Origin of the sequence: Conexibacter sp. DBS9H8 (assembly GCF_023330685.1) — a bacterium.
Classification (GTDB): domain Bacteria; phylum Actinomycetota; class Thermoleophilia; order Solirubrobacterales; family Solirubrobacteraceae; genus Palsa-465.
Window position 1 is genome coordinate 70,278 of record NZ_CP097128.1, and the last position, 16,835, is coordinate 87,112.

16 protein-coding genes are annotated in these 16,835 nt (G+C 72.7%); 8 read left to right on the plus strand and 8 right to left on the minus strand.

The features are described 5' to 3' along the window. Positions 1-8: 8 nt before the first annotated feature. Positions 9-1,133 (minus strand): aminotransferase class V-fold PLP-dependent enzyme, encoded by a 1,125-nt coding sequence (locus M3M55_RS00310; protein ID WP_249010828.1) that lies wholly within the window; start codon positions 1,131-1,133, stop codon positions 9-11. Then, on the minus strand, positions 1,123-2,763 hold the full coding sequence (locus M3M55_RS00315; RefSeq protein ID WP_249010829.1) for an acyl-CoA synthetase: 1,641 nt from the start codon (positions 2,761-2,763) through the stop codon (positions 1,123-1,125). The genes M3M55_RS00310 and M3M55_RS00315 overlap by 11 nt, the downstream gene beginning before the upstream one ends. Positions 2,764-2,820: 57 nt before the next feature. Between M3M55_RS00315 and M3M55_RS00320 the strand changes: the two genes are divergently transcribed. Further along, a complete protein-coding gene (locus M3M55_RS00320; protein ID WP_249010830.1) occupies positions 2,821-4,005 on the plus strand; it encodes an ankyrin repeat domain-containing protein in 1,185 nt (394 codons plus the stop codon). Further along, positions 4,005-5,324: a patatin-like phospholipase family protein gene (locus tag M3M55_RS00325; protein WP_249010831.1), complete on the plus strand. Its 1,320-nt coding sequence runs from the start codon at positions 4,005-4,007 to the stop codon at positions 5,322-5,324. The genes M3M55_RS00320 and M3M55_RS00325 overlap by 1 nt, the downstream gene beginning before the upstream one ends. Before the next feature lie 32 nt (positions 5,325-5,356). Here the strand turns inward: M3M55_RS00325 and M3M55_RS00330 are convergent, their stop codons facing one another. Both M3M55_RS00330 and M3M55_RS00335 read right to left on the minus strand, forming a co-directional pair. Beyond that, a complete protein-coding gene (locus tag M3M55_RS00330; RefSeq protein WP_249010832.1) occupies positions 5,357-6,406 on the minus strand; it encodes a hypothetical protein in 1,050 nt (349 codons plus the stop codon). A 131-nt stretch (positions 6,407-6,537) separates the two neighbouring features. After that, the gene (locus M3M55_RS00335) at positions 6,538-8,664 is read right to left on the minus strand and encodes an FUSC family protein (protein WP_249010833.1); all 2,127 of its coding nucleotides are present in this window, start codon (positions 8,662-8,664) and stop codon (positions 6,538-6,540) included. Here M3M55_RS00335 and M3M55_RS00340 point away from each other — a divergent pair. Continuing rightward, the gene (locus tag M3M55_RS00340) at positions 8,653-9,282 is read left to right on the plus strand and encodes a DNA-3-methyladenine glycosylase I (RefSeq protein ID WP_249010834.1); all 630 of its coding nucleotides are present in this window, start codon (positions 8,653-8,655) and stop codon (positions 9,280-9,282) included. The genes M3M55_RS00335 and M3M55_RS00340 overlap by 12 nt on opposite strands. Here the strand turns inward: M3M55_RS00340 and M3M55_RS00345 are convergent. Beyond that, positions 9,266-10,165: an alpha/beta fold hydrolase gene (locus tag M3M55_RS00345; protein ID WP_249010835.1), complete on the minus strand. Its 900-nt coding sequence runs from the start codon at positions 10,163-10,165 to the stop codon at positions 9,266-9,268. The genes M3M55_RS00340 and M3M55_RS00345 overlap by 17 nt on opposite strands. Positions 10,166-10,444: 279 nt before the next feature. Here M3M55_RS00345 and crcB (M3M55_RS00350) point away from each other — a divergent pair, with 279 nt between their 5' ends. Genes crcB (M3M55_RS00350) through M3M55_RS00370 form a run of 5 tightly spaced genes read left to right on the plus strand, consistent with a single transcriptional unit; the run spans position 10,445 to position 14,267 of the window. Beyond that, on the plus strand, positions 10,445-10,840 hold the full coding sequence (gene crcB, locus M3M55_RS00350; protein WP_371878784.1) for a fluoride efflux transporter CrcB: 396 nt from the start codon (positions 10,445-10,447) through the stop codon (positions 10,838-10,840). Further along, the gene (crcB, locus tag M3M55_RS00355) at positions 10,837-11,202 is read left to right on the plus strand and encodes a fluoride efflux transporter CrcB (RefSeq protein ID WP_249010837.1); all 366 of its coding nucleotides are present in this window, start codon (positions 10,837-10,839) and stop codon (positions 11,200-11,202) included. Before crcB (M3M55_RS00350) ends, crcB (M3M55_RS00355) begins: the two co-directional genes overlap by 4 nt. Then, positions 11,199-12,269: a DUF190 domain-containing protein gene (locus tag M3M55_RS00360; protein ID WP_249010838.1), complete on the plus strand. Its 1,071-nt coding sequence runs from the start codon at positions 11,199-11,201 to the stop codon at positions 12,267-12,269. The genes crcB (M3M55_RS00355) and M3M55_RS00360 overlap by 4 nt, the downstream gene beginning before the upstream one ends. Before the next feature lies 1 nt (position 12,270). Beyond that, entirely contained in the window at positions 12,271-13,500 is a 1,230-nt protein-coding gene (locus M3M55_RS00365; protein WP_371878785.1) for a winged helix-turn-helix domain-containing protein, read from the plus strand. After that, positions 13,497-14,267 carry a fumarylacetoacetate hydrolase family protein gene (locus M3M55_RS00370; RefSeq protein ID WP_249010840.1) on the plus strand — a complete coding sequence of 257 codons (771 nt, stop codon included), beginning with the start codon at positions 13,497-13,499 and terminating at the stop codon, positions 14,265-14,267. The genes M3M55_RS00365 and M3M55_RS00370 overlap by 4 nt, the downstream gene beginning before the upstream one ends. A gap of 3 nt (positions 14,268-14,270) precedes the next feature. Here the strand turns inward: M3M55_RS00370 and M3M55_RS00375 are convergent, their stop codons facing one another. From M3M55_RS00375 to M3M55_RS00385, 3 genes are all read right to left on the minus strand, one after another. Continuing rightward, a complete protein-coding gene (locus M3M55_RS00375; protein WP_249010841.1) occupies positions 14,271-15,098 on the minus strand; it encodes a DUF429 domain-containing protein in 828 nt (275 codons plus the stop codon). Positions 15,099-15,200: 102 nt separating this feature from the next. Beyond that, positions 15,201-16,331: a zinc-binding dehydrogenase gene (locus tag M3M55_RS00380; protein WP_249010842.1), complete on the minus strand. Its 1,131-nt coding sequence runs from the start codon at positions 16,329-16,331 to the stop codon at positions 15,201-15,203. Further along, positions 16,328-16,828 carry an acyl-CoA thioesterase gene (locus M3M55_RS00385; protein WP_371878786.1) on the minus strand — a complete coding sequence of 167 codons (501 nt, stop codon included), beginning with the start codon at positions 16,826-16,828 and terminating at the stop codon, positions 16,328-16,330. The genes M3M55_RS00380 and M3M55_RS00385 overlap by 4 nt, the downstream gene beginning before the upstream one ends. Positions 16,829-16,835 lie beyond the last annotated feature (7 nt).

Consider the following 16,835-nt stretch of genomic DNA (forward strand, 5'->3'; position numbering starts at 1 on the left):
GCGCGCACTCAGACGACCGCGTCGAGGAGGGCGCTGACATCCTCCTCCGAGGTCCAGGCGCCGCAGGAGGCGCGGAGGAGGCCGTGGCTGGGAATCGAACGAACGAGGATCCGCCGGTCCCGCAGGCGGGAGACCTCGGACTCGACGTCGGCGCGGGGACGCCAGGAGACGAGCGTCGAGAACCCGCGGGCAGCGAGCTCGACCCCCCGTTCCTGCAGGCCGTTGGCGAGCATCCCGGCCATGAACGCGGCGCGACCATGAACCCAGTCCCAGCCGGGTGCCGCGAGCACCTCAAGGGACGCGATCGCCCAGGCGCTGCGGATCGCCGGCGGGAAGCTCGTATCGAGCCGGGCGGCGGTCGGCGCGAGCGCGGAGCCGAGCGGGTCGCCGTGATCGGCGACGGTGCCGTAGGACGGCCACGGCGGCTCGAGGCCCTCGAGCCGGTCGGGCCGCACATACAGCGCACCGCTGCCTTCGGGCCCGCACAACCACTTCTGCCCCGAACCGGCGTAGTAGTCGACCCCGAGCGTGCCGAGGTCGAGCGGGATCGCTCCCAGCGCCTGGGCGCCGTCGAGGAGGACGGGCACGCCGGTGGCGAGCAGCGCCGGGACGTCGACGACCTCCCCGCCGACCCAGGAGACGTGGGAGCAGGCGATCAGCCGGGTGCGGGGGCCGACCGCCTCACTGAGCCGGGCGAACGGGGCGACGGTGATCGTGACGCCGTCGCGCACGCGCAGGCGCCGCAGCGGGGCGAGCAGGCCCGGATGCTCCTGATCGGAGGTGACGATCTCATCCCCGGGCCCGAAGCGCAGCCCGCCGAGAACGGTGTTGATGCCCGACGTCGTCGACTCCGTCAGTGCGACGTCATCGGCGCTGACCCCCATCGTGGCGGCATAGGCGGCCCGCGCCCGAGTGGCGAGGCCGAGCAGGGTGTCGAGGTAGGCGGCGCCGATCCGTCCCTGGTTGAGGTCGGCGTCGAGGCGGCCGCGGACGGCGTCGACGGCCGCTTGGGGGACCGGGCCCTCGGTGCCCGCGTTGAGGTACCGGTAGGCGCTGAGAACCGGGAACTGGGCCTGGAAGCCGTTCCACCCGGTCGCGGGTCCACCAGACCCGCGACCGGCCTCAGCGGTCACGGAGCTCCCGCTTGAGCACCTTGCCGGTCGGGTTGCGCGGGAGCGCGTCGAGGAAGACGATCTCGCGCGGCACCTTGTAGTTGGCGAGGTTGTCCTTGACGTAGGCGCGGAGGGTGTCGGCGTCGACGGACTTTCCCGAACGGAGGGCGACGAAGGCCTTCAGGCGCTGGCCGAACTCGTCGTCCTCGACGCCGATCGCGGCGGCCTCGGCGACGGCGGGGTGGCCGGCGAGGAGCTCCTCGACCTCGTGGGGGAAGACGTTCTCACCGCCGGAGACGATCATGTCGTCGTCGCGTCCGTCGATGAACAGACGGCCGCTTTCGTCGAAGTGGCCGACGTCCCCGGAGGACATCAGCCCGTCCCGGATCTCCTTGTGGCCGCCGCCGGTGTAGCCCTCGAACTGGATCGTGTTGGCGACGAAGATCCGCCCGGTCTTCCCCACCGGCTGCTCGGCGCCGTCCTCGGCGAGGATCTTGACCGTCGCGCCGTGCACGACCCGGCCGACGGTCCCGGGCGCCGCGGTGAGGTCCGCGGGAGTGGCGATCGTCGCGTAGGCGACCTCGGTCGAGCCATACAGGTTGTAGAGCACCGGCCCGAGGCGATCGAGCGTGCGCCGGGCGAGGTCGGCCGACAGCGCCGAGCCGGAGACGAAGACGATCCGCAGCGCCGACAGGTCGCGGGACTCGAATGCGGCATCATCGAGGGCCATCATCCGCTGGAGCATCACCGGCACCATCACGACGGTGTTGACCCGGTTCTCCGCCATGCTCTCCAGCGCCTGCTGGGGATCGAAGCGGCGATGGATGACCATCGTCGCATTCAGGGACACCGCGAGGATCATCTGCGAGAACCCGAGCGCGTGGAAGATCGGGGCGCAGATCTGGTGGATCTGGCCGGAGCGGTAGGGGACACGGGAGAGCGGGCCGCCGATCGGGGAGAGCGACAGCGGTACGTGGCGGCCCGCTCCCTTGGGGGTGCCGGTCGTCCCGGAGGTGAGGATGACCAGCCGCGGCGGCTGGCCGGGCCGCGGCGGGGGGGTCGGCTTGGATGAGGCGATCTGGGCCTCGAGGGTGTCATCGGCGTTGGCGCGGGTCTCGACCCAGGCGCGCACGGTTCCCAGGCGCGGGCGGTAATCGCCGATCGCGGCCGTGTACTCCTCGTCGTAGACGATCAGATCGACGCCCTCGCGGTCGGCGACCTCACGGATCTGGGGGCCCGAGAACCCCGTGTTCATCAGGATGATCTTTCCCCCGAGCTTGGCGGCGGCGAACATCGCCTCGATCAGGCCACGGTGGTTGCGAGCCAGCAGCGCCACCCCGTCTCCGGCCCGGAAGCCGTCGTCACGCCAGGCCGAAGCGAGCGCGTTGACACGGTCGTCGAGCTCGCGCCAGGTGAGCTCCCCCTGCTCGTCGCTGATGGCGAGGCCGTCGGGGTGGCGCAGCGCGGCGGCCTCGGTGAGACTGCCGAGCACCCCGTAGCGCTCGACCGCAAGCCCGAGCCGGAGCACGCGCAGCGGCGGTTCGATCCCGAACACGCCGGCCCGGGCGCAGACGGCCGCGTAATAGGCCTCGTCGGCGGCGCGCTTAGCGAGCGTGGCGGCCCGGGAGACACCGATCGTGGCAAGCGACATGATCTCAGTGAAGGTACCGCCTTAGAGGCGGCTCGGTATCGTCGGTGTTGGGTGGCTGTGAGCGACACATTGGCGGACCAGGCCGAGGCCGTGGTGTGGAGCGCCTGCTCGGCGCTCGTCTCCACCGCGCGTGACCTACTCGCCCAGGATCCGCGCCTCGGCCGCTTCGACCTCGCCGCCGCGGCGGCCTGCGGGGAGGCTGACGTCGTCCGGCGGCTCGTGAGCGCCGACCCGGACCGGGCGAACATGTTCTTCACCCCGCTGGGCCGAACCCCGTTGCACTATGCGACCTTCTCACGGCTCGGCCGGGTCGACCCCGCGCGTGCCCTCGGGTTGCGGGAGGTCGTCAGCGTCCTGCTCGAACTCGGCGCTGACCCCAACCTCTCCTTTCACCGTGACGGGTGGGTGCAGGCCCCGATCCACGGCGCCGCCGGGATCGCCGGGGATCCAGAGATGACCCGGATGCTGCTCGACGCGGGCGCCGACCCCAACGACGCCGGCCCCGAGCAGGCGACAGCCGGAGAGGCGCTCTACCACGCAGCCGAGGTGGCCAACCCCGAGTGCGCGCGCCTGCTGATCGTCGCCGGCACGGAGCCCGAGACGGTCAGTCGCGCCCTCGGACGCGCCCTCGAGTTCGATCACCCGGCGATGGTCGCCGCATTCTGTGAGAGCGGGGCACGGGCGGACGCCAGGCACCTGCAACACGCGGTATGGCACCGTCGTGGCCCGCACACGGTCCGCCACCTGCTCGGGGCCGGGGCGCCACCGGAGGTGCTCGACAGATTCGGGCTCTCCGCTGTCCAGGTCGCCCGACTGTGGGGGGATGAGGCCGTCGCCCAATTGCTCATCGGCGCGGGAGCGGCCGACCGGCCCGCCCCCGTGCTTGAGGCCCGGGCGCACATGGCGGTGCTCGATGAGCTGCTTCGTGTCGCCGTCGCCCGGGGGGCCCGGGCCGACGTCGCGGTCCTGCTGGACCGGGGGGCACGGCTCAACGGTGACCGGACGGCCGCCGGTCCGCTCGGCCAAGCCTGCTGGCGGGGACGCGACGAGATCGTCGAGGAGCTCCTGAGCCGTGGGGCGATCGTCACCTTCGACGACGGCAGTGACGCGCTCGGGGCCACCCGCCGGGGGGCGGGCCACTGCAACGATCCGGAGGGCGGGCCGACGCTGGGCACTGCGGAGGAGATCGATCAGGCCCCCTACCGCCGGATCGAGGCGCTGCTCGCCGGGACAGCGCACTGATGCTCGAGGCGACGCTCACCGCGAGCCGGGAGCGGCCGACCGTCGCGGTCGTCCTGCCCGGCGGCGGCGCCCGAGGCGCCTATGAGGTCGGCGCCCTGTCTGAGCTGCTGCCGGTCCTCGAGGCGCGCGGTGAGCGGGTGAGCGTGTGGTGCGGAACGAGCGTCGGGGCGATCAACGCGGCCGCTTTCGCCGCCCGGGCGCACCTCGGTGCCGCCGAGCAGACCGAAGCCGCCCGGAGCCTGTGGCTGGCGATGCGCAAACGGGACGTGATCGCGCCGATCGTCGGCACCGGCGGGCTGCGGACCGTCGCGCGCCTGATCGGGCACATCACCGGCGCGCCCGGTGGCGCCGGGCCCGCCTCCCTGCTCGACCCCTCGCCGCTTGCCGCCAGCCTCGACCGCTGGATCGACTGGGACGGTCTTGAGGCCAACGTGCAGAGCCGGCTCGTGAAGACATGCGTGATCGCCACCTCGATCAGCAGCGGCGAGCCGGTCGCCTTCGTCGCCGCCGCCGACGGACCCCCGCGCCTCTACGACGATGATGTCCGCTACGTCGGCACGCGCCTCAGCGGCGAGCACGTCCGGGCCTCGGCGGCGATCCCGGTGCTGTTCCCGGCGATCGAGGTGACGACTCCGCGGCGATCGGTCGGCTACTACGCCGACGGGGGCACCCGGCTCAACAGCCCGATCAAGCCCGCACTCAATCTCGGTGCCGACCGGGTGATCGTGATCGGCCTCGAGCCGTTCCGGCCGGCCGGGGCCCGGCCGGCGTCCCCCCGCGGGCCGTCGCTGGCCGACGTCGCCGCCAACGTCCTCGACGGGATGCTTGTCGACCAGGTCGCCCATGACGTCCGCCGCCTCGCGCTGATCAACAGCTTCTTCGTCGAGGACGCGACGACCGGCACACACCGATCGTCGCTGAGCTACCGCGTCTCCCGCGGGCACCAGCCCTACCGGCCGATCTCCTACGCGCTCGTCTCTCCCCGCCGGCACGGGGAGATCGGACGGATCGCCCAGCAGGTCTTCCAGCGCCGCTATGGCGGGCTGGCGAGCCTGCGCGACCTCGACTACACGCTTATCTCCCGGGTGCTCGGCTCGAGCTCCCAGGCGCGGGGGGAGCTGCTGAGCTTTCTCCTGTTCGATCAGGAGTTCACCGCTGAGCTGATCGAGCTGGGACGCCGGGATGCGCTCGCATGGCTGCGGCGCCACCCGCGGTTCTGGTGCCGGGACGCCGGTCACGACCTCCATGTCGGCGCCGTCGACCGGGTGGCGCTGTCGGAGGCGGCGACGCTCGAGGAGTTTCGCGACCGCCGGCGCTGAGGGCGTCGCCGGGCCGGCCCCGGCACGGGACCTCAGCTGAGGATGCCGGTCGTCTCGACGCCGGCGGAGTCGACGACGACACAGAGACCGCTCGTGCAGGAGATGGCGTTGAACTGGCTCGCCGACTTGGGCCGGATCGCCGTCGCGGCGCTCCAGATCCCCTTCAGCGCCTGGCTGCTGACGTACGCGTTGTCAAAACCGTCGAGAGCGACGCAGGTCCCGCGGGTACAGCCGACGGCGTCGAGGAGGCCGCTCCCGATCCCCGGCGGGTCGGCGACCACGGACACCGGGGCCGACCAGGTGCCGGTCGGCGTCGCGGTTGCGCTCGCCAGTCCCGGGCTCGTGTTGGAGAACCCGACCCCGATGCAGAGACGCAGGCCGACACAGTCGACGGACTGATAGACGCCGTTGCCGAGCGCCCCGCCCGCCTTCCAGGCGGTCGTGCTCGTCGGGTCGGTGGAGACGTAGCGCTGGCTGCCGCCGATGACGCAGAGGGTGACGGTCGAGCAGGAGACGCTCGTCGCCGGCCCCTCGAGGGCGACGGTGCTCCACGCCGCCTTCCCGCCGGTCGGGTCCGTCGAGACGAGCACGTTCGCGTTGGCGGCGCCATCGACGGCGACACATAGCCTTGCCGACGGGCAGGAGATCGCGGTCAGACCGGCCGGTCCGCCGCCGACGGAGAGGGCACTGTCGATCCGTACCGGCCGGCTCCAGAACCGGGGGCCTTTGGTCGGATGGAGGGAGTAGACGATCGATCCGGCCTGATCGACGGCGGCGCAGAAGCTCGGGGTCGGGCAGGAGATCCCGGTGATCGGGCCGGCCGAGTCGACGTGGAACGGTCGGATCCAGGAGCCGTTGCCCGCGGTCGGGCGAACCGTCCAGGTGATGTCGCCGGACTGATCGCCAGCGACGCAGAACTTCGCGTTCGCGCAGGAGACGGCGTCAAGACCGCCGTTACGAATCGGCTCGAGCCGGATCGCCTTGTGCCAGTGGAACGTGGCCGCGCTGGCCAGTCCGGGGAGAACGAGCAGCAGAAGAAGCAGTCCGCCGAGCGGAGCGAGGGATCGGGCACGGAGAGACAAGACGTTAGTTCTACCAGGGTGCCGTGGCGACACTCTGCAGGTTCCGGTGCAGCGCATGGGGTCACAAACGCGCTTGAGCCGGGCGAAGTTGCGGGCTGCGCCGGAGCTGTGCCGAGCCGCCCCGGGCCGTTTCACTCAGGGGCGAGGATCGCCGCGACACTGTTGACGGCGTCAACGAGCTCATCGAGGGCCAGGCCGACCGGTCCGCCCAGCTCACCGGCGGAGCCGCGCAACAGCGCCCGCGGTGTCGGCCGGGCCGCCTCCTGTGTCGGTGACAGCATCGGGGCCGTGGGGCCCCAGTGGAGGCCCGGGGCGAGGGTCGACGGTTCGACCGGCCGGCGGAGGTCGCGCACGGCGTCGAGGAGGCCGTGGGCGAGGGGGGCGAGCTCGGGGTGGGCCGCCCCAGAGTCACCCTCGCTCAGGCGCAGGGCATGGATCGCGTAGGTGAGGCGGCGCAGCGCACCGAGCAGCGCCGGACGGTCACCCGGCCTTACCGGCCCTCCCTCCCGGTCCGGCTCCTCGGCGGCGACGGTGAGCAGCGACTCCAGGTCCGCGTAGGCGATCCGGGCCCGCCGGGCGAGCGGAGCGAGCCCCGCCGCCTGAGCCCGCCGGCCCGTGGGGCCGTCGAGGAGGTCGGAGAGGACCGCGGCGAGGTAGCGGCCCTGGGCGTCGAGCAGGCCGACCAGAGCGCGAGGCAATGCCCGCGCCGACCACGTCGGCCACAGCAGGTAGGCGACGAGCGCGATCGTGCCGCCGATCAGGGTGTCGAGCCCGCGGTCGAGGGCGATGGTGACCGAGTCCGGGGCGACCGGGTGGAGGAGGAAGACGACCATCGCGGTGAAGCCGGCCACTCCGAGGGCGAAGGACCCGGAGAAGACGGTGTAGGTGAGCACCGCGAGCGTTCCGATCGTCACGACGATCCCCCACCCGGAGGGGTCGATCGCGACGACGATAAGGGTCGCGAGCACCGCCCCGAGGACCGTGCCCCCCATCCGCTCAGCGCCACGGGTGAGCGTCGCGGCGATGTTGGGACGCAGGACCGTCGCCGCGGCAAGCACCGCCCAGTAGCCGCGCGGGAGGGCGAGCAGGTGAACGAGCAGCGCGGTGAGGAGCACGACGGCGGCGAGGCGCACAGCGTGACGGCCGGCCGGGGCGCGAAGGCTCGCACCCGCCCGCATCCGTGCGATCGCGGTCACGGCGCCGGCGAGCGGACGCCGCCGCCCGAGCCGCGGGTGGGGGAGACGCCAGAGCGGGCGAGGGCCCTGCCCGGTGACGACCTCCGCCTGGCGCAGAGCGGCGCGCACCTGACCTCCGAGCGCGGCGAGGCGGGCCTCGACCAGCGGGGCGTCCAGCGGCGGGCGCGCCTCCGTCCACGCGCGCAGAGCCGCCCCGCCGGCGGCGAGATCCGCCACCGCATGCTCCCCGGAAACCCCGGCGGCGATCAGCTCGAGGGCGGCGCTGAAGCGTTCAGCCGCCGGGGCGACCACCTCGGCACCGATCCCCGCGGCGGCGAGCGCAGATCCGAGCACGAGCAGTTCGAGCCGGATCCGGCGGCCCTCGGCGTTGAGCATCACGAGGCCGGCACGCTCGGGGTCGCCGAACAGGGCGGGGGCGGCGAGCGCCTGCTCGGCCCGGTCGAACGCCTCGGCGGCGGCGACACCGGAGCCGCCGAGTTGGGCGCTGATGGCGGCGAGCTCCCGGTAGGCGTACGCGAGGGCGTGGCGCTGGCGCCGCCACGCGAGTGGAGCGGCGATCAGGCTCGCCGAGAGGATCTGGGCGCCAGCGCCGCCGAGAACCAGCCCGGCGAGGCGGACGGCTCCGAGCGGCGATTCGGGAAAGCGGCCGAAGACGATGTAGGCGATCAGGGTCTGGGTGCCGATCACCGTCCCGCCACGGCCCGTCGCGGTCCCCAGGCCCGCGAGCAGGCAGGCCCCGGCAAGCACCGTCAGATGCAGCCACGGCCAGCGGCCGGTGACCGTTCCGACGACGGTGGCGAGCGCGAGCATCAGCGCTGCCGCCGCCATCGTCTCCAGCGGCGGACTCAGGGGCGAGTCCCCGGCCCGCCAGGCGAGGCCGACGAGCATCGCCCCGACGCCGAGCGTGATCGCCGCGACCGGCTGGCGCAGCGCGGTGCCGAGGGCGAGCATCACCACGACCGGGAGCGCCGCGACGGCCCCCGCCCGGAGCGAGATCCGCTCGCGATCGATGCGGGCCGCATCCCGCAGGGCGGTGGCGATAATGCGCAGATGGCCAGCCACGATCCGTTGATCATCGGCGATGACGGCCGCGCCCGCTGCCGGTGGGGGGACGCTCCCCCGCTCTACCGCGCCTACCACGACGACGAGTGGGGCCGGCCGGTCGCCGATGACGTCGCCCTGTTTGAGAAGCTCTCGCTCGAGGGGTTCCAGGCCGGGCTGTCCTGGCTGACGATCCTCAAGAAACGAGAGAACTTCCGTCGCGCCTTCTGCGGCTTTGACTTCCATCGCCTCGCCGGCTGGGGGGAGCCGGAGATCGCCGCCCGGCTCGAGGATCCGGGAATCGTGCGCCATCGCGCCAAGATCGCGGCGGTGATCACCAACGCCCGCGCGGCGGTTGAACTGATCGACGCCGAGGGGTCCCTCGCCGCGTTTGTCTGGCGCTTTGAACCTGAGGCCCAAGCGGCCGGGTCAGCCGCCGGGACGCCGGAGCCGCGGTCGGAGTCGGCGGCCTCGCGCACCCTCGCCCGCGAACTCAAGCGCCGTGGCTGGTGCTTTGTCGGGCCGACGACCGTGCACAGCTTCCTCCAGGCGATGGGCCTCGTCAACGAGCACGTCTGCGGCTGTCATGTGCGGTCCGCCGTCGAGGCGGACCGCGCCGGGTTCATCCGGCCAGGTTGAACTCGTCGACGCACCGGATGAGACGGTCGCGGACGATGTCGGGCCGCTCGTCGGAGATGAAGTGGCCGACGCCCTCGATCAGCTCGAGGGCGTAGTCCTCGGCGTTGGCGGTCCGAGCGGACGCGAGGCTGTGGTGGACGGCGAAGTCCTTGGTTCCGAAGACACAGCGGGTCGGGACCCGGGAGCGACGGCTCTCGGGAGCGCGCCGGAGGGCGGGCAGCTCCTGTGTGAGGAAGGTCCGGTAGGTGTCCCGGCCCGCCGCGGCACAGACGGGGTCACGGAAGCGGTCGGCGAAGATGCGCAGGTCGGCGTCGCTCACGCCGGTCCGCCGGGGGACGTACTGGTAGCGCAGGCTCCAGTAGACGATCTCGGTGCGGGTCTGGATCGGGATGCCGGCAAAGGCGATCATCGGCATGTAGGTGAGCGAACGCCAGACGTGCGGGCCGTAGCTGGAGCCGTCGTTCCAGGGGTGGGCGATGTTGAGGACGAGGTAGGCGAGAAAGCGGTCGGGCGCCCGCAGTGCGAGGAGATGGCCGACATATCCGCCCCAGTCGTGTCCGAGGAGGACGACCCGGCGCAGCCCGAGCGCATCCAGCAGGGCGAGCAGATCGCTGGCGACATCCTCCTTGCGCCAGCGGTGGGGGGCCGCCCCGGACCATCCGTAGCCGGGCAGGTCCGGGGCGATGATCCGCAGGCCGGCGGGCGGATCGGCGAGCAGGTCCCGCCACTCGTAGTGGTGCTGGGGCCAGCCGTGGAGAGCGAGGACGGCGAGCCCGTCGGCCGGTCCCGCCTCCGTGACGTGAAAGTCGACTCCGCGGGCGTGAACGCGGGAGCGGCGTACCCCGGGGATGGCGGGCGGCTCGGTGCGGGCGGGCTGCGGCATGGGCGGGGAGGCTACCGCCCCCCGGTCCGGCCCGCCCCCTCCCGGCGCTCGGTTGCCCGCCCCGCCCGCCCGGGATCGCACCCACCCGCACCCGCCGGACCGTGATCGGGTCGCCAGCGCGACCGACGTGGCAACCCGATCGTCGGGCGCGGCCTTCGATATGCTCCGCCGCGTCAGATGAGGCTCTGGCGGACCGGCGCTGTGGCGGCCGGCCCAAACCGCCCGAGATCGGGCTGATGGCTTCTTTTCGCGCAACGGTCCACGTGCTGAGGAGGAGCCCTGTCTGTCGATATCCGTGAGCTGGCGGCGATCTTCGGCGGCGGCATGGCCGGAGCGCTCGCGCGGGTCGGGCTCGGTGACCTGTTCCCCTCCGGCCCAACCGCGTGGCCGTGGGCGATCTTCGCGATCAACCTCGCGGGCGCGTTCCTGCTCGGCTGGCTCATCACCCGCCTGCAGGAGCGACTGCCGATCTCCACCTACCCGCGGCCGCTGGCGGGAACCGGGTTCTGCGGCGCGTTCACCACCTTCTCCACGCTACAGCTGCAGCTCCTGACGATGCTCGAGCACCACTGCGACGGGCTCGCGGCCGGCTACGCCGTGGCGAGCCTCGTCGGCGGCTACAGCGCGGTCGGGGCGGCAAGCGCGCTCGCTCGGCGGGCACGGGTGCTGCGGTGAGCGCCCTGACCTGGATCGGCGTCGCCTGTCTCGGCGGCATCGGCGCCGTCGCCCGCTTCCTGATCGACACCTGGATCTCCCGGCGCAGCGGCGGCCGGTTCCCCTACGGCACGTTCGTCATCAACATCTCCGGCGCCTTCACCCTCGGGCTGCTGACCGGTCTCGCCCTGGGAGGGGACGCCCTTCTGCTCGCCGGGACGGCGACCGTCGGCGCCTACACGACCTTCTCCACCTGGATGCTGGAGACCCACCGGCTGGCCGAAGGCGCCGAGTTCTCCCGCGCCCTGGCCAACCTCACCGTCAGCCTCGGAGTCGGTTTCGGCGCCGTCGCCCTCGGACATCTGATCGGAGCTGCGCTGTGAGTGCGGAGCGGCTGAAGCTGACGACCTACTTCGGCGAGCGTGACCGCACGGCCGAGGGCCACCTCCTCGCCGACGCGCTGCTTGACCTCTATGGCGCCCGGAAGCTGCACACGAGCGTGCTGCTGCGGGGGATCGGCGGATTCGGTCTCACCCACCGGCTGCGGACCGACCAGCTGCTCAGCCTGTCCGAGGACCTCCCCGTCCTCAGCATCGCGATCGACCGCCCAGACCGGATCGAGGCGGTACTCGCCGACGTACTCGGCCTGCAGCGTCGCGGCCTCGTCACCCTCGAACGGGCACGCGGGCTCACCGGCGACACGGCGTCGGCGGTGGCGTCCCCCGACAGCAAACTCACCGTCGCCATCGGACGCCGCGAGCGGATCGGGCGACGTCCGGCGTTCCTCGCCGTCACTGAACTGTTCCGCGAGCACGAGCTCGCCGGCGCGACGGCGCTGCTCGGCGTCGACGGAACCCGGGCCGGCTCGCGCCGGCGCGCGCGCTTCTTCGCCGCCAACGCCGACGTCCCGATGCTCATACTCGCCGTCGGCCCCGACGCTCGCGTCCAGTCCGCCGCGGACGCGATCGCCGCCGGTCTGAGCGAGCCGACTCTGATTCGGGAGCGGATCGCGGTCTGCAAACGTGACGGGGTCCTCCATGCCCCACCCGAGCCGGTGCGCGAGCGCGACGAACACGGGCTGGCGATCTGGCAGAAGCTGACCGTGCACAGCTTCGAGCACGACCGCCACGACGGCCTGCCCCTGCACCGGGCGATCGTCTCGCAACTGCGCTCACAGGGTGTGGCCGGGGCGACGACCCTCCGTGGTGTCTGGGGCTTCCACGGCGAGCACCCGCCGCGGGGGGAGGCGTGGCTGGCCCGCCAGCGCCGGGCGCCGGTGCTCACCGTCGTCCTCGACACGCCCGACCGCATCCAGCGGGCGTTCGCGACCATCGACGCGCTCACCGCCAGGACCGGCCTCGTCACCGTCGAGGCGGTCCCCGCCGCGCAGGCGATGAGCGCGGAAGTGGTGCGGGGTGGCATCCGCCTGGCCCGTACCCGCCCCGGGTAGCCTGCGGAGCGTGGGGAGCGAGACTCTCAGCGCCGCTGCCGCCCGGCGGATCGCCCTCGCCGCTCAGGGGTTCCAGTCCGGTCCGCGGGACGACGACCGGCCACCGGGCCTCGCCCAGCTGACCCGGCTCGTGCGCCGCCTCGGGTTGCTCCAGCTCGACTCGGTCAACGTCTTCTGCCGCGCCCACTACATGCCGATCTTCTCGCGGCTCGGCCCCTACGACCGCGGCCTGCTCGACCGCATCAGCGCCCACGGACGCGGGCCCTACACCCGCCGGCTCGTCGAATACTGGGCCCATGAGGCCTCACTCGTGCCGGTCGAGCTCCACCCGCTGCTGCGCTGGCGGATGGACGACCTGGGCGGCGCCTGGGGATCGCTGCAGCGGCTCGCCCGGGACCGGCCGGAGCTGATCGCCGCCACCCGCCGGCTCGTTCACGAGCGCGGGCCCGTCCGGGCGCGGGAGACCGGCGCGGTCCGCGTTCCCGCGGCGGCGGGGGCGATGTGGAACTGGCATGAGGGCAAGGTCGCCCTCGAGTACCTCTTCTACCGGGGCGAGGTCGGCGCGGCCCGACGGATCAACTTCGAGCGCCACTACGACCTGATCGGCCGGATCCTCGCGCCGGACATCCTCGCGGCGCCGACCCCACCACGGGCCGACGCCGAGCGTGAACTCGTGCGGATCGCCGCCCGAGCCCTCGGGGTCGCCGCCGAGCCCGATCTCGGGGACTACTTTCGGCTCGAGCGGGCGCGCTCACGCACCCGTGTGGCCGAGCTTGTCGAGACGGGGGAGCTGATCCCGGTGGAGGTGACAGGCTGGACGGTGCCCGCCTATCTCTGGCACGAGGCGGCCCGCCCGCGCCGGATCGAGGCCCGAGCGCTGATCTCCCCGTTTGACTCGCTCATCTTCTTCCGGCCCCGGACCGAGCGGCTGTTCGGGTTCCGCTACCGGATCGAGATCTACACGCCCGCGCCGGCGCGCGTGTACGGCTACTACGTGCTGCCGTTCCTGCTCGGAGACCGACTGGTGGCCCGCGTCGATCTCAAGGCCGACCGCCGGGCCGGTGTCCTGCGCGTGCACGGTGCCTACGCGGAGGCGGGCGTCGACATCCCCACCGTCAGCGTCGCGCTCGCCCGCGAGCTCGCGCTCGCCGCCGTCTGGCTCGGGCTCGGGGGCGGGGTCATCTGTGGCGACCGCGGCGATCTCATCCGAGCGCTTAAGCTCGCCCTATGAGACTGGCCACCTTCACCGCCGAGGGCTCCCGCCATGCCGGGCTCGTCCTCGGTGAGGAGGTCCACGCGATCACCGCTCCGGTCAAGGAGGTGCTCGCCGGGCGGGCGCAGGCGGTGCGGACGGGGGCGCACTGGCCGCTTCACCGTGTCCGCCTCGAGCCGCCGATTCCCGATCCGGGCACCGTGTACGCGATCGGCCGCAACTACGCGGCCCACATCGAGGAGTTGTCCCACGAGCGGCCGGACCAGCCGATCGTGTTCCTCAAGCCTGCCGGAGCGATCAACGCGCCCGGAGGGCCGGTACGGCGCCCGGCGGTCGTGCGTCAGCTCGACTATGAGGCCGAACTGGTCGCCGTCATCGGCGCCGCCGGCGCCGTCGCCGGGTTCTGTGTCGCCAACGACGTTTCCGCTCGGGATCTGCAGACCGAGCCCCAGTGGACGCGGGCCAAGGGTGCGGACACGTTCTGCCCGTTCGGGCCGTGGATCACCACCGCGGACGAGGTCCCCGACCCCCAATCCCTGTGGATCCGCAGCTGGGTCAACGGGGAGCTGCGCCAAGACGCGCACACGTCCCTGCTCCTGTTCGGCCTCGACGTCCTCGTCGCCTTCATCACCGAGACGCACGCCCTCCGTCCCGGGGACATGATTCTCACCGGCACCCCGGCCGGAGTCGGTGCGGGCATGGACCCGCCCCGCTGGCTCGAGCCTGGCGACCGGGTGCGGATCGAGATCGAGGGCCTCGGCGCGATCGAGCATCCGATTCTCTGACGCTCAGGCCGCGGCCGGCGCGAGGCGCCGCAGCCCGTCCACGGGCGGAAGGTGGATCCACCCCTCCGTTCCGGCGTCCTCCGCAAGCGGAGCGGGCGGACCGGAGCTGTGGCCGCACTGGACCGAGCGGGCGACGAGCGCGCAGATGAGCGCATCGAGGGCGTTGTCGTCGGCGCGGCAGGCGGCCCGTTGGTCCGCGCTCAGCCGCAACCACGGCGCATCCGCGGTCAGGGTCGCCACGAGCCGGGACCGCTCGCCGTGACCGCCGGGGCCCTTGTAGCTGGGGCGGGTCTCGGTGGCGCGGGTCTCGGGCCGGCGCAGGCCGAAGCGGGTGATCGCGGGGTCGGGGTAGACCTCACAGGCCGGACCGACGGTGCCGGCCGGTTCGGCGACCGTCCCGGTCCGTTCGTGGAAGCGGCGCAGGACTCGCTGGGCACGCATCGCCGGATAGGCGATCCTGTCGGTGCTGACGCTGAGCGGCAGCTTTCCGGTGTGGGCGTGGATCCAGCGGTCGGTGGCGCGGCGGACAAGCCGGTCCGGTGGAACCTCGTCCTCCAAAGGCCAGGGGCCAGAGCGACCGACGGCGGCGACAAAGGCGCGAGGCCAGCCGAGGGGCGCATCGATGCCGATCCGCGCCGGCGCCGGTGGGCCGGAGGCGTCCCCGCCGGTTCCGCACATCAGATCGAGCAGGTACGGATCGTCCAGGGGACGGCCGGCGTGAGCCCCGACCGCGAGCAGGACCACCTCCGTCCGGTCCGGCGCCCAGGCGAGCCGACAGACCCCGGTCGTGGCGGGCTTGGAGGCGAGGTCGATCCCGAGCGTGTGATCCATGTCGTGAGGGTATGGTCGAGCTCGTCGGCAGGACCAACCGGACCCGTGAGTGGCTGGCCGCTCGCGTTCTGGGCCCCGGCACCCCCTTTCCCCGTGACGCGTTCAGAAGAGGAGGACCTGGCGGACCGCCTCGCCGGCGGCAAGCCGGTCAAACCCCGCGTTGAGATCATCGAGGCCGATCCGGTGAGTGAGCAGGCGCTGCACGGGGAGGCGTCCAGACCGGTACAGATCGATGAACCGCGGGATGTCCCGCGCCGGCACGCAGGAGCCGAGGTAGGAACCGCGCAGCGTGCGCTCCTCAGCGACAAGGGAGACGGCGGGGATCGACAGTTCCTGGCTGGGATGTGGGAGACCGACGGTGACCGTCGTCCCGCCCCGCCGAGTCGCCGCATAGGCCTGGGCGAGCACCGCGGCCGACCCAACCGTCTCGATCACGTGCTCAGCTCCACCGTCGGTGAGCGCACGCAGCGTCTCCACCGTCGCGGCGTCCGCGGTCACGGCGTGGGCGACCCCGAGCGCCCGGGCGAGCTCAAGCTTGGCGACAACCCGGTCCACGGCGATCACCTCCGCGCCGGCGTCGAGGGCGGCGAGCAGGGCGGCGAGACCGACGCCGCCGAGGCCGAAGACGACGACGCGTTCACCGGCGGCGATCGCGGTCGCGTTGAGCGCCGCTCCGGCCCCCGTGAGGACGGCGCAGCCGAACAGGGCGGCGAGCTCGAAGGGCAGCTCCTGGTCGATCTTCACCGCCGAACGGGCCGAGACGACGGTCTGTTCGGCGAACGCTGAGACACCGAGGTGGTGGTGCAGGACCGCACCGGGATCCTCAGGGTCACGGAAGCGCCGGCCGCCGGCGAGCAGGGTTCCGGCCCCGTTGGCCGCCGCGCCCGGCTCACAGAGCGCAGGACGGCCCGCCCGGCAGGGGCCACAGGCCCCGCAGGCCGGCACGAAGGCGAGGATGACGTGGTCTCCCGCCGCAAACCCCTCCACGCCGGCGCCGACCTCAAGCACCTCACCGGCGGCCTCATGCCCGAGCACCATCGGCATCACCCGCGGGCGGGAACCGTCGATCACCGACAGGTCCGAGTGACAGAGCCCAGCCGCCGCAACGCGGATGCGCAGTTCGCCCGGGCCGGGCGGGTCAAGTTCGAGGGTGCGGATCTCCAGCGGGCGGCTGGCGCTGTACGGGGCGGGGCGTCCCATTTCGCCGAGCACGGCGGCCCGGACCGCGGTCATCGGGTGGGGGCTGCGTCGGGGGCCCGGATCTGCTCGAGTGCCTCCCGAATCGTTGCGGGGATCGGCGCGGGACGACGCCGTTCCCGGTCGACGAACACGTGCACGAAGGATCCCTCCGCGAGCAGGCGCGTCTCAGCCGGCGCGTGCTCGTCACCGTCGTGGGCACTGGCGGGAGCGGCGGCGTCACCGTCTCGGACTTCCTCGGACAGCCCGATCCCGTAGCGGACGCTCGAGCGACCGAGGTGCTCGACACAGAGGCCGGCCCGGACCACCCCGGGGAAGGCGACCGAAGCGTGAAACCGGCAGCGAGACTCGGCACAGACGCCGATGACCGGGCCGGCGTGGATGTCGAGGCCCGCCTCGAGCACGAGGAACTCGTTGATGACGGTGTCGAAGAAGGCGTAGTACTCGACGTTGTTGACGTGCCCGTAGACGTCGTTGTCCTTCCAGCGCAGGGAGATGGAGCGGTGGTAGCGATAGCGCAGCGGCGGGGTCATGACAACG